Source organism: Streptomyces sp. NPDC059524, assembly GCF_042749255.1.
In the GTDB taxonomy this organism is placed as follows: Bacteria; Actinomycetota; Actinomycetes; order Streptomycetales; family Streptomycetaceae; genus Streptomyces; species Streptomyces xanthii.
Genome location: NZ_JBHYTK010000085.1, coordinates 1 through 10,156, shown reverse-complemented (window position 1 = coordinate 10,156; position 10,156 = coordinate 1). Strand labels below are relative to the sequence as shown.

At 73.2% G+C, this 10,156-nt stretch carries 13 protein-coding genes and 1 pseudogene; 7 read left to right on the top strand and 7 right to left on the bottom strand.

Features of this window, described 5'->3' with window-relative positions; genetic code table 11:
• Positions 1-550: pseudogene (locus ACFW9D_RS22965) on the bottom strand (D-2-hydroxyacid dehydrogenase family protein); the annotation flags it as partial.
• A 121-nt stretch (positions 551-671) separates the two neighbouring features.
• Here ACFW9D_RS22965 and ACFW9D_RS22960 point away from each other — a divergent pair.
• Positions 672-929: a Rho termination factor N-terminal domain-containing protein gene (locus ACFW9D_RS22960; protein ID WP_384624284.1), complete on the top strand. Its 258-nt coding sequence runs from the start codon at positions 672-674 to the stop codon at positions 927-929.
• An 80-nt stretch (positions 930-1,009) separates the two neighbouring features.
• Here the strand turns inward: ACFW9D_RS22960 and ACFW9D_RS22955 are convergent, their stop codons facing one another.
• Positions 1,010-1,741: a ribonuclease H gene (locus tag ACFW9D_RS22955; protein ID WP_188340569.1), complete on the bottom strand. Its 732-nt coding sequence runs from the start codon at positions 1,739-1,741 to the stop codon at positions 1,010-1,012.
• A gap of 71 nt (positions 1,742-1,812) precedes the next feature.
• Complete coding sequence (locus ACFW9D_RS22950) at positions 1,813-2,205, bottom strand: nitroreductase/quinone reductase family protein (RefSeq protein ID WP_384624282.1); 393 nt, start codon at positions 2,203-2,205, stop codon at positions 1,813-1,815.
• 334 nt (positions 2,206-2,539) lie between these two features.
• On the opposite strand from ACFW9D_RS22950, the gene ACFW9D_RS22945 reads away from it, so the two are divergent.
• The gene (locus tag ACFW9D_RS22945) at positions 2,540-3,373 is read left to right on the top strand and encodes an endo alpha-1,4 polygalactosaminidase (RefSeq protein ID WP_384624280.1); all 834 of its coding nucleotides are present in this window, start codon (positions 2,540-2,542) and stop codon (positions 3,371-3,373) included.
• A gap of 81 nt (positions 3,374-3,454) precedes the next feature.
• Positions 3,455-3,694 (top strand): hypothetical protein, encoded by a 240-nt coding sequence (locus tag ACFW9D_RS22940; protein ID WP_188340566.1) that lies wholly within the window; start codon positions 3,455-3,457, stop codon positions 3,692-3,694.
• 18 nt (positions 3,695-3,712) lie between these two features.
• Here the strand turns inward: ACFW9D_RS22940 and ACFW9D_RS22935 are convergent, their stop codons facing one another.
• Positions 3,713-4,633, bottom strand: a complete 921-nt coding sequence (locus tag ACFW9D_RS22935) for an SDR family oxidoreductase (protein WP_384624278.1) — start codon at positions 4,631-4,633, stop codon at positions 3,713-3,715.
• A gap of 184 nt (positions 4,634-4,817) precedes the next feature.
• On the opposite strand from ACFW9D_RS22935, the gene ACFW9D_RS22930 reads away from it, so the two are divergent.
• Together ACFW9D_RS22930 and ACFW9D_RS22925 are read left to right on the top strand one after the other, a co-directional pair.
• Positions 4,818-5,384, top strand: a complete 567-nt coding sequence (locus tag ACFW9D_RS22930) for a rhodanese-like domain-containing protein (protein ID WP_188340564.1) — start codon at positions 4,818-4,820, stop codon at positions 5,382-5,384.
• A complete protein-coding gene (locus tag ACFW9D_RS22925) occupies positions 5,381-5,653 on the top strand; it encodes a metal-sensitive transcriptional regulator (RefSeq protein WP_188340563.1) in 273 nt (90 codons plus the stop codon). Before ACFW9D_RS22930 ends, ACFW9D_RS22925 begins: the two co-directional genes overlap by 4 nt.
• Before the next feature lie 103 nt (positions 5,654-5,756).
• On the opposite strand, the gene ACFW9D_RS22920 is transcribed toward ACFW9D_RS22925, so the two are convergent.
• Entirely contained in the window at positions 5,757-6,413 is a 657-nt protein-coding gene (locus ACFW9D_RS22920) for a maleylpyruvate isomerase N-terminal domain-containing protein (RefSeq protein WP_384624276.1), read from the bottom strand.
• 52 nt (positions 6,414-6,465) lie between these two features.
• Here ACFW9D_RS22920 and ACFW9D_RS22915 point away from each other — a divergent pair, with 52 nt between their 5' ends.
• Together ACFW9D_RS22915 and ACFW9D_RS22910 are read left to right on the top strand one after the other, a co-directional pair.
• Positions 6,466-7,002 carry a GNAT family N-acetyltransferase gene (locus tag ACFW9D_RS22915; protein WP_384624274.1) on the top strand — a complete coding sequence of 179 codons (537 nt, stop codon included), beginning with the start codon at positions 6,466-6,468 and terminating at the stop codon, positions 7,000-7,002.
• The gene (locus tag ACFW9D_RS22910) at positions 6,999-7,469 is read left to right on the top strand and encodes a pyridoxamine 5'-phosphate oxidase family protein (RefSeq protein ID WP_384624272.1); all 471 of its coding nucleotides are present in this window, start codon (positions 6,999-7,001) and stop codon (positions 7,467-7,469) included. The genes ACFW9D_RS22915 and ACFW9D_RS22910 overlap by 4 nt, the downstream gene beginning before the upstream one ends.
• Before the next feature lie 87 nt (positions 7,470-7,556).
• On the opposite strand, the gene ACFW9D_RS22905 is transcribed toward ACFW9D_RS22910, so the two are convergent.
• Together ACFW9D_RS22905 and ACFW9D_RS22900 are read right to left on the bottom strand one after the other, a co-directional pair.
• The gene (locus ACFW9D_RS22905) at positions 7,557-9,161 is read right to left on the bottom strand and encodes an MDR family MFS transporter (RefSeq protein WP_384624270.1); all 1,605 of its coding nucleotides are present in this window, start codon (positions 9,159-9,161) and stop codon (positions 7,557-7,559) included.
• A 196-nt stretch (positions 9,162-9,357) separates the two neighbouring features.
• On the bottom strand, positions 9,358-9,996 hold the full coding sequence (locus ACFW9D_RS22900) for a TetR/AcrR family transcriptional regulator (RefSeq protein WP_384624269.1): 639 nt from the start codon (positions 9,994-9,996) through the stop codon (positions 9,358-9,360).
• Positions 9,997-10,156: the final 160 nt, after the last annotated feature.

Genomic DNA, 10,156 nt, shown 5'->3' with positions numbered 1-10,156 from the left:
CGCGAGCGCCCCCCGCCCCCGCGCGCCCCGCCCGCGACCCCTGGGTCCGCCCGCGGGTCCCTCTCCGGCCGCCAGCCCCCGCGCCCCCCACCCCCCCCCCCCGCCGCCCGTGCAGGTCGGCGCCGAGGGTGGACTGCCAGGGGCCGCCGTCGCGGAAGTGCGCGCCCTCGGTGACGACGCCGCGCGCGAGTCCCAGGATGAGGGCCCAGGTCAGCTCGGCGGGCGGTTCCGAGTTGCTGGCCGTGCCGCAGACGGTCACGCCGTGCGCGGCGGCGGCACCGAGGTCGACGGAGGCGTTGCGCATGCCGGAGGTGATCAGCAGGCGCAGCTTCGGCAGCCGGGCGAACAACTCCGCCGGGAACGGGGTGCGTTCACGCATCACGACGACGATCTCGCAGTCGGCGATCTCGGCGACGAGCTCGTCGTGCCCGGGGATGTGGCGGTCCACGAAGCGCACGTCGACCCGGCCGTCCAGCCGCTTCCAGTCCCCCAGCTCGTGGGCGACGCCCTGGTAGTCGTCGAGTACGGCACAGCTCAGCGTGGTCACCATGGCTCCCGGTTCGTTCGGCTGTCCGCACCCTACGGCCTGTTTCACCTGGCACCTCCGGCGTACCCGGGTTAAGCAGGGAAGGGGGCACACCCGTCATCGACCCACCCTGGAGGTGGTTGCTGTGCCCAGAGGGCAGATCAAGGACGAGAAGACGTACCAGGCGCTGCGCCGCGAGGGCGCGGGCAAGGAGAAGGCGGCGCGCATCGCCAACGACGCGTCCCGCTCCTCACGCTCCTCGACCGGCCGCAAGGGCGGCAAGGCGGGGTCCTACGAGGACCGGACGAAGGACGAGCTGTACGAGCAGGCCAAGAAGGTCGGCATCGAGGGCCGCTCGCAGATGTCGAAGGACGAGCTGATCAAGGCGCTGCGCAAGCGCTGAGCCCGGCGGTCACTCATGCGGGAGGCCCGGGCGGATAGGTACGTGCGGGCCTCCGGCAGGTCAGGGGCGCGCGTCGCCGGTCAGGCGGAGGCGCGGCACTCGGGGTGGCCCCAGCCGTCGGGGTTCTTCGCGATCAGCTCGCCCGCCGCGTACGAGCGGCCGCAGCGGCAGCGGCCGGGGAACTTCGCCTTGAGGGTGCGCGAGGAGCCGCCCGAGGCGGAGGCGCCGCCGGACGCGGAGGTGCCACCGGACGCGGGGCGCTTGCGGGTGGCGCCCGAGCGGGCGCGGGCCGGGGAGGCGGCCGAGGTGGGCGAGGGCGGCGGTTCGGGGGAGCCGAGCGCGCTGCCCGCCGCTTCCTGGACCACGGCCGCCTGGCTGGCCGCCCGGTCGGCGAAGTCGTTCAGCGGGTCGCCGTCGACCTGGTGCGCGGGCACGTACTTGAACTCGACCTTGCGGCCCTCGAGCAGCGCGTCGATGCGCGCGACCAGCTCCTGGTTGGCCACGGGCTTGCCCGCGGCGGTCTTCCAGCCCTTGCGCTTCCAGCCGGGCAGCCAGGTGGTGACCGCCTTCATCGCGTACTGGGAGTCCATCCGGACCTCCAGCGGCACGGCCGGGTCCATCGTGGTCAACAGCCGCTCCAGGGCGGTCAGTTCGGCGACGTTGTTCGTCGCCGTGCCGAGCGCGCCGGCCTCCCACCGTACGGGCTTCTCGTCCCCGTCGGCGACGACCCACGCCCAGCCCGCGGGCCCGGGATTTCCCTTCGACGCGCCGTCACACGCGGCGATCACACGTTCTGCCATGCCCCCGATCATGCCAGGGCGCACCCCGTGCCGAAGAACCGATCACTCGGCGGGCAGCCGGGCACGGGGCGCGGAGCCGGTCCTCAGTCGAGGTCGACGCGGATCGTGAGGAGGTCGGTGCCGAAGGCGCGCACCGCCGAGCTGTTCATCCGGGGCAGGGTGCGCAGCCGGGCGCGGGCGTCGTCGTCGGGGAGCAGACGGGCCGTGCCCTCGTACCAGCGGCCGCGGATCCGGACGCGGACCTTCGGGTCCGCCTGGATGTTGCGCACGTACTGGGACTTCAGGCCGAACTCCGAGACGAACCAGAAGCTGTCCCCGATGCGCCGCCCGCCGACGGGGGTGCGCCGGGGCAGTCCCGAGGTGCGGCCGGTGGTCTCCACGAGGACCTGACCGGGCAGCTTCAGGGAGAGCGGATTGGCGACCCGCCGCTGGAAGGTCGTGACGATCCGGTGCTTGGTGTCGCGGTCCAGTCCCATGGCGACGACTCTAATGCGGGGTGTCACGCCGGTGGAGGGGTGGTCCGGATCTTCGGGCGGCCCGCCGGTCCGGGTGGTCCGAGTCGTCCGGCTTGTCCGGAAAAGGGAGAGCCCCGGCCGTGACGGGGGACCACGGCCGGGGCGGCTCTGAGGTGGGCGCGGATGGCGGTCGCCTCCTGGCGGGGGCTCCGCAGGGCTTCAGCCGAACGATCTTCCCTGCGGGCGAAGGAGATGAGGCCCGGGGACACAGTTCCATCCGCGTCCACGATGGGTTCAACGTGCGAACCCCCACCCTTGTTCCCTCCGGTGACGCACGACACCTTAGGGTTCCCGGGTGATCTTCCACGCGGGCGCCGCCCGCCTGCGCCGGGCCCTCGCTCCCGTCCTGGCCGCCGCCGTGCTGGCCGGGTGTTCCGCGACGCCGGACACGTCCGGCGCCTCCCCGGCCCGGGTGAGCAGACCCCCGGCCGGTGCCGCGTTCGACTACCAGCTGGGCGGCCCGTACCGGCCCGGGGACGACGTCCGGGTCGTGGCCCGCGACCGCACCGCGCGACCGGTGCGCGGGCTGTACAACATCTGCTACGTCAACGCCTTCCAGGCCCAGCCGGACGCGACGCGCCGGTGGCGCCGGGAGCGTCCCGAGCTGCTGCTGCGGGACGCGGACGGACGGCTCGTCGTCGACGAGGACTGGGGCGAGCCGCTGCTCGACATCTCGACGGCCGGCAAGCGCTCCTCCCTCGCCGGGCTCGTCGGCCGGTGGTTCGACGGCTGCGCCGACTCCGGCTTTCAGGCCGTCGAGCCCGACAATCTCGACTCCTACACCCGCTCGAAGGGACTCCTGAAGAAGTCCGACGCGCTCGCCTTCGCGCGGCTGCTCGCCTCCCGCGCCCACGCCGCCGGGCTCGCAGTCGGCCAGAAGAACACCGCCGAGCTGCTGCCCGAGCGGGCCGGAACGGGCTTCGACTTCGCGGTGGCCGAGGAGTGCGCCCGCTACGACGAGTGCGGCGCGTACGCGAAGGCGTACGACGACCGTGTCTACGTGATCGAGTACCGCGCCCGGGACTTCGCGCGGGCCTGCGCGCGCTGGGGCGACCGGCTCTCGGTCGTGCTGCGCGACCGTGACGTACGGCCGGCCGGGGCGAAGGGGTATGTCCGCCGCGCCTGTTGATCACGGGCTCACCGGGACCGGCGGGCACGCGTCCCGCCGTACCGGGTGCGCGGCGCCCGCCGGACCACCAAGCTGGGGGGCATGGACGGACTCGACGGATACCCCTCAGTTGTCGTGCACGCCGCTCAGCCCGGCGGGCGGCGGGTCACCATCCGCGGCGAGGACGCGGGGCTCGCGCACTCGCTCGCCGACGTGGTGGAGTTCCTGCGCCGTGCCGGTCTGGAGGACGCGCCGCTGCACGACCCGGACTTCATCGAGTGGCGCGGCGGCGGTTCGGCGATCTGGCCCGCTCATCTGGACGACCCCGACGGCGGGATCTGACCGTCCCCCGCACGGCCGCTACCGGTAACCGGTGACGTCGGCGGGCTTGCCGGTGTCCTGGACCTCCACGAGATAGCGCCAGGCGTCCGGCCGGCTGCCGTCGAGATCCGTGTGGCCGTACACGGCGGCGAGGCCGCCGCTGGACTGCGAGGTGCCGTTGAACCGGGCGACGTCGGGGTCAGCGGCGAGCGCGGCGACGGCCCGGCCGGTGTAGCGCGGGGTCTCCGAGATCGCGAAGTGCGGCTGTGCGGTCAGCGCCTCGCGCCAGGTCTCCTCGGTGACGCCGAACGCGTCGAGCATGATCTCCGAACGCATCCAGCCGGGGGTGAGGGCCACGGCGGTGGCGCCGCGCGGGCCGAGTTCGTGGCCGAGCGCGAAGGCCATGCGCAGCACGGAGGTCTTGGCGAGGTCGTAGAAGAACGAGTTGCGGTAGCGGGTGCCGTTGTACTCGGCCGTGCCGTCGGTGACCTCCACGACGAGGCCGCCCGGGTGCCGCAGCAGCAGCGGCAGCGCGTAGTGGCTGGTGATCGCGTGGGTCTCCACGGCGAGGCGGAGCAGTCTCAGCCCCTTGTCGAGGTCGTGCTCCCACACGGGGACCTCCCAGCCGAAGAGGTGTTCGCCGCCCCAGATGTCGTTGACGAGGACGTCGAGCCGGCCCTGCTCGCCGTCGATCCGGTCGACGAGGGCGCGGACCTGGTCCTGCTCCAGATGGTCGGTGGGTACGGCGATGCCCCGGCCGCCCGCCTCGGTGACCAGGTCCGCGGTGTCCTCGATGGTCTCCGGGCGGTCGTACTCGGAGCGGCGGGTGCGGGTGGTGCGGCCCGTGACGTAGACCGTGGCGCCCGCCGCGCCCAGCTCCACGGCGATGCCGCGGCCCGCGCCTCGGGTGGCGCCCGCGACGAGGCAGACCTTGCCGTGCAGCTCCTGGGTGCGGCTCATGCTCACATCGACTCCTGATTCCCTGTGTTCGTACGCGCGCTGCGTACGGTGTCGAGCCTTCCCGGGAATCCGGACATCTTCTGTCGGTGTTGATACGAACGGTGCGCCACTTCCATACCCCTCGGGGTATATTTGATACCCTCGGGGGTATAAGATGAGCCGCGCCGTCTCACATGGGAGAAGCATGAGCACCACCCTGGCCCCCGCCGAGCTGCACGCCCGGTCCGCCGACAGCACGCTGGTCGTCGACGTCCGCGCCCCCGGTGAGTTCGCCGCGGGCCATGTGCCGGGTGCGATCAACGTGCCGGCCGAGCACCTCGACGACCTCCTCCCCGACCTGCGCGCCGCCGCCGAGCGCCGCCACATCGTCGTCGTCTGCGCCGCGGGCCGGCGCTCGGCCGCGGCCTGCGCCAAGCTGGCGGACGCCGGGGTCGAGGCCGTGGGTCTCGCCGGTGGCACGCAGGCATGGAGCGCCGACGGGCTGCCCGTGCACACGGTGGACCGGCCCGGCCGCTCCGTGTGGGCCATGGACCGCCAGGTCCGCTTCGCCGCGGGTTCGCTCGTACTGCTCGGTCTCGCGCTCGGCCGCCGCGCCCCGAAGGGCCGGCTGCTCGCCGCCGGTGTCGCCTCGGGACTCGTCTACTCGGGTGTGAGCAACACGTGCGGGATGGCCGTGATGCTCGGCAAGCTCCCCTTCAACCGCCCCGAGCCCGGCGCTCTCGACTCGGCCCGCGCGGCCCTGCGCTCATGAAGGGCACCGACAACCCCGAGGCGATGGACGCGGTCCTCAAGCGGCTGCGCCGCGCGCAGGGCCAGCTGGCCGGGGTCATCGCGATGATCGAGGCCGGCCGTGACTGCAAGGACGTCGTGACCCAGCTGGCCGCCGTCTCCCGCGCCCTCGACCGCGCCGGGTTCAAGATCATCGCCTCCGGCATGCGGGACTGCATGAACGCGGCGGACGGCGAACAGCCGCCGCTCTCCGAGGAAGAACTGGAGAAGCTCTTCCTCTCCCTGGCCTGACCCGGATCGCACACCTCGCGAAGGGGCCCGCACGCTGCCGTGCGGGCCCCTTCGCGCATCCGCCCACGCCACCGGACCCGGCAGACAGGCGGAGTGGCGAGGGTCAGCCCAGGACGAGGGGGAGGTGGGCGGAGAGGGGGGTCAGGGTTGTCGACTCCGAGGGGGTGGGGTGGCGGCGGCCTGTGGCGAGTTGGAGGGTGGCTCGGTCGTCGAGGGCTCGCGGGAAGGGGGATCCCGCGATGCGCTCCAGGAGGGCGCGGGTCGCCGCGAGGGACTCGGGGGCGGGGCCGGGGACGTGGGGGAGGTGGGCCGTCAGGTCCAGGTGGTGGAGGGTCCACTCCAGTACGTACGCGTCGAGGTAGTCGCGCGCCGTGAGGACCATGTCCTGGGTGCTCACGCGGGCGTCCAGGTCGGCGAGTTCCGCCGCCCGGCCCGCCGCCGCGCCCACGTCGTCCAGGTGGAAGGTGAGCAGCGCCGGGTCCTGGTAGGCCGCGGCGAGCCGTACGGTCAGCGCGGCGAGCGGGTCCTCGCCGGTCGGCGGCTCCTCCCCCACGTGCCAGTAGGTCGCCGCGTCGGCGGTCGGTTCCGCGTCCGCCGGGGTGACGAGGGTGATCAGGACGTCCTGCGCGTCGATGACGAGATGGCAGACGAGGTCGCGGACCAGCCATCCGGTGCAGCCCGACGGCCGGGCGAAGTCCTCGGGGGCGAGCCCCGCGACGGCGGAGCGCAGGTCGGCCCATGAGCGCGCGAAGAGTTCCACGCGGGCACGCTACCCGGCGCCGGGCGTGCGGGCCGCGTGGTTCGATGCCCCGATGGAGTGGAGCGATCAGGCGAGCGATCAAGCCGTGGTGGACGTGCGAGGGGATTCTGATCTCGCGGAGTGTGTCGGGGTGCTCGGCGCCGTGCACCGGGCGGACGGCTATCCGGTGAACTGGCCCGCGGATCCGGCAGGTTGGCTGCGGGTGGACGGGGAGCTCGGGGCGTGGGTGGCGCGGCTCGGCGGGCGGATCGCGGGCCATGTCGTACTGGCCCGGCCAGCCCCCGGCGACGTGGCGCCCCGGCTCGCCCCGCCCGGGGGGCCGACGGCTGTCGTGGGCCGGCTGTTCGTCGCGCCGGGGGCGCGGGGCCGGCGGATCGGGGCGCAACTGCTGGGGCGGGCGGCGCGCGAGGCACGACGGAGCGGGGCGCGGGCCGTCCTGGACGTGGTCTCGCGGGATGTCTCCGCGGTCGCCCTGTACGAGCGGTCCGGCTGGACGTTCCTCGGCGCGGGGCAACAGGAGTGGGGGCCCGGCGAGTTGGTCGACGTACGGTGTTACGCGGCAGCCCCGAAGAGCGAGGAATCCCCATGACCGAGACCGCGCCGCCCCGTTCGGCGAAGCAGCGCAAGCAGGACACGATCCGGCGCTTCGAGGAGGACGTCGACGCCTGGGTCGCGACGGCGGGGCCGGAGGGCGGGGCGCCGTACATGATGCCGCTGTCGTTCCTGTGGCGGGACGGGCTGCTGTACGTGTCGACCCGGGCGTCCAATCCCGTGGCCCGGAATCTCGTCGCCGGGGGCCGGGTCCATCTGGGGATCGGGCGGACACGGGACGTCGTGCACGTAGAGGGCGTCGCGGAGGCTCTGGGTGACGGCGAGGTCGATGAGGGGCTGCGGCGGGAGTTCGCGGCGAAGACGGGGTTCGATCCGGCGGGGATCGAGGGGCAGCGGTACCTGTACTTCCGCATCCGGCCGGTACGGATCCTGGCGTGGCGGGAGGTCGACGAGCTGGCGGAGCGCGAGCTGATGCGCGACGGCGCCTGGCTCGTCACCGACTGACCGGGGGCGGTCCGAGGCTCGTCGGGCCGCTGAACGCGCGTACCCCGGCGCTGGGAGCAGCACCGGGGTACGGGGGGCCTGGACGGGTCAGCCGACCGGGGTCGGGGTGGACTCGGGCGCCGGGGTGTTCTCCGCGTGCCAGTCCGCCGTGTCGGCCAGCGGCTTCTCCTTCAGGACGAAGGCGAGGACGAGGCCGACGGCGAAGACGGGGAGCAGGTACAGGAAGATCGGGACCAGCGCCTCCTGGTAGGAGTTGACGACCGTCTCGCGCAGGTCCGCCGGCAGCGCTCGCACCAGCGCGGGCGTCAGCGAGTCGCTGTCCCCCACCTTGGCGGCGGCCTCCGCCGGGATGCTCGCGGCGAGCTGATCGGTGAGCCGGCTCGCGAACACCGCGCCGACGACGGCCGTGCCGAGCGTCGCCCCGATCTCCCGGAAGAAGTTGTTCGCGGAGGTGGCCGTGCCGACCTCGCTCGCCGGGAAGTCGTTCTGCACGGCGAGCACGAGCGTCTGCATCATCAGACCGACGCCGGCGCCCGCGAGACCGACGTAGACGCAGACCAGCCACACCGGGTCGGAGACGTCGAGGGTCGACATCAGGTAGGCGACGAGCATGATGATGACCGTGCCGGCGATCGGGTAGATCTTGTACTTGCCGGTCTTGGACATGATGGCGCCGGACGGCAGCGCCGTGGCCATGATGCCGACGACCATGGGGATCAGCAGCAGTCCGGACTCCGTGGCGGACTTCCCGTAGACCATCTGCAGGTACGTGGGCATGTAGCCGACGATCGCGAACATGCCGAGGCCGATCACGATCATGCCGAGCAGGGTCGCCACGTTGAAGATCGGGCTGCGGAACAGGTGGAGCGGGATGACCGGCTCCTTCGCGCGCTTCTCGGCGACGAAGAAGAGCACCCAGGCGACGACCGCGCCGACGCCGAGACCGATGACCAGCGGGTCGGACCACTCGTACTGGGTGCCGCCCCAGCTGGCGAACAGGACGGTGCAGGTGACGGCGGCGGCCATGAGTACGGTGCCGAGGTAGTCGAGCGTGACCTGGACGGCCTTGCGCGGCAGCTTGATGGCGACGGCGGCGACGAAGAAGGCGAGGACGCCGAGCGGCAGGTTGATCCAGAACGCCCAGCGCCAGGAGTGCTCGTCGGTGAACCAGCCCCCGAGCAGCGGCCCGACCACGGAGGAGAGGCCGAACACGGCGCCCATCGGGGCCATGTACTTGGCGCGCTCGCGCGGCGGCACCAGGTCGGCGATGATCGCCTGCGAGGTGATCATGAGGCCACCGCCGCCGAGGCCCTGGAGGGCGCGGCCGGCGATGAGCGTGCCCATGTTCTCGGCGAGGCCGCAGACCACGGAACCGACCAGGAACAGGGCTATGCCGGTGAGGAAGATGTTCTTGCGGCCCATGAGGTCGCCGAGCTTGCCGTAGACGGGCATGCCGACGGTGGCCGCGAGGATGTACGCGGTGGTGATCCACGCCATGTGCTCGATGCCGTTGAGCTCGCCGACGATGGTCGGCAGGGCGGTCGAGACGATGGTCTGGTCGAGGGCGCCGAGCAGCATCGTCAGCATCAGCGCGGCGAAGATGAGGCCGAAGTTGGCCGGCTTGGCGATGCTCTCGTCGGCCGCCGCGGCGGCTGCCTCGTCGATGCCCTCGGGTGCGGGGGCGTGCGTCATTGCGGGGTTCTCCGATGGATGAGGGTCGTGCGGACGGCCCGTTCGAAGTCCCGGGTTCGAGGTCCGGGGTTCGAAGTTCGACGTGCGAAGGACCGTGTGTGGCGTGGTGAGAGCGGTCGCCGGCCACGGGTACTGGTGTTCGGGGAGGGGGTTCGTGGGTGACCGCACGGGGGAACCGGTCACGCGGGCGGGGCCGTTACTGCACGGCGGCCCGCCCGAACAGGGCGCGCAGCGCCGTGAACGCCTCGCGGACGGAGGCGGCCGGGCCCGCGCTGTGGTCGCTCTGCTGCGACCACCGTTTGAGCCCGCTGCGGACGGTCGCCATGGCGAGGCCCGCGAGCAGTTCCGCGTCCGCGCCGTCGGCGGGGGTGCCGGTGCGCAGGGCGATGACGCCGGCGAGATCGCGCTCGACGGCCTCGCACTGGGCGAGGAACGTGGCGAGCACCGAGGGCACGCCCTCGGCGATCCGCAGGATGTCCTCCAGCTCCCGGGGGCTGGGGGCCGCCTCCTGGAGATGGTCGGCGAGCACGTCGCCGAGGTCGCGCAGCACGGCGTCGGTGTCCTGGCCCGGTCCCTCGGCGAAGCGGTCGGCGAGGGGGGCGGGCAGGGCGCCGGGCAGGGCGAAGAGCGCGGCTTCCTTGCTGGGGAAGTAGTTGAAGAAGGTGCGGGGCGAGACCCCGACCTCGGTGCTGATCATCTCGACCGTGACCTTCGCGAACCCCAGTTCGCGCACCAGGCGCAGGGTGGCGGCGTGCAGGTCGGCGCGCGTCTGGCGGCGCCGGCGTGCGCGCAGCCCCTCGGCGGGGGCGCTGGGACGGTGGTCGGTCGTGGTCACGGCCGAGATTCTTGCACACCGTGCAAACTTGCGGTCACTGCACCCCCGGGTCCCCCTCCGGGCGCGGGGGCGGGGCCCCGGCCGCGCGCCGGGCCCCCGCCGCCCCGGCCCCCCCCGCCCGGGGCGCGCCCGGGCGCCGCCCCGCCCCCCCCCCCCCCCC

What these genes read in the sequence shown, in the direction of transcription:
- ACFW9D_RS22955 (WP_188340569.1), bottom strand. Translation starts at nt 1,741, where the DNA reads ATGATCGGGGGCATGGCAGAACGTGTGATCGCCGCGTGTGACGGCGCG.
- ACFW9D_RS22925 (WP_188340563.1), top strand. Translation starts at nt 5,381, where the DNA reads ATGAAGGGCACCGACAACCCCGAGGCGATGGACGCGGTCCTCAAGCGG.
- ACFW9D_RS22905 (WP_384624270.1), bottom strand. Translation starts at nt 9,161, where the DNA reads ATGACGCACGCCCCCGCACCCGAGGGCATCGACGAGGCAGCCGCCGCG.
- ACFW9D_RS22930 (WP_188340564.1), top strand. Translation starts at nt 4,818, where the DNA reads ATGAGCACCACCCTGGCCCCCGCCGAGCTGCACGCCCGGTCCGCCGAC.
- ACFW9D_RS22950 (WP_384624282.1), bottom strand. Translation starts at nt 2,205, where the DNA reads ATGGGACTGGACCGCGACACCAAGCACCGGATCGTCACGACCTTCCAG.
- ACFW9D_RS22910 (WP_384624272.1), top strand. Translation starts at nt 6,999, where the DNA reads ATGACCGAGACCGCGCCGCCCCGTTCGGCGAAGCAGCGCAAGCAGGAC.
- ACFW9D_RS22940 (WP_188340566.1), top strand. Translation starts at nt 3,455, where the DNA reads ATGGACGGACTCGACGGATACCCCTCAGTTGTCGTGCACGCCGCTCAG.
- ACFW9D_RS22915 (WP_384624274.1), top strand. Translation starts at nt 6,466, where the DNA reads ATGGAGTGGAGCGATCAGGCGAGCGATCAAGCCGTGGTGGACGTGCGA.
- ACFW9D_RS22935 (WP_384624278.1), bottom strand. Translation starts at nt 4,633, where the DNA reads ATGAGCCGCACCCAGGAGCTGCACGGCAAGGTCTGCCTCGTCGCGGGC.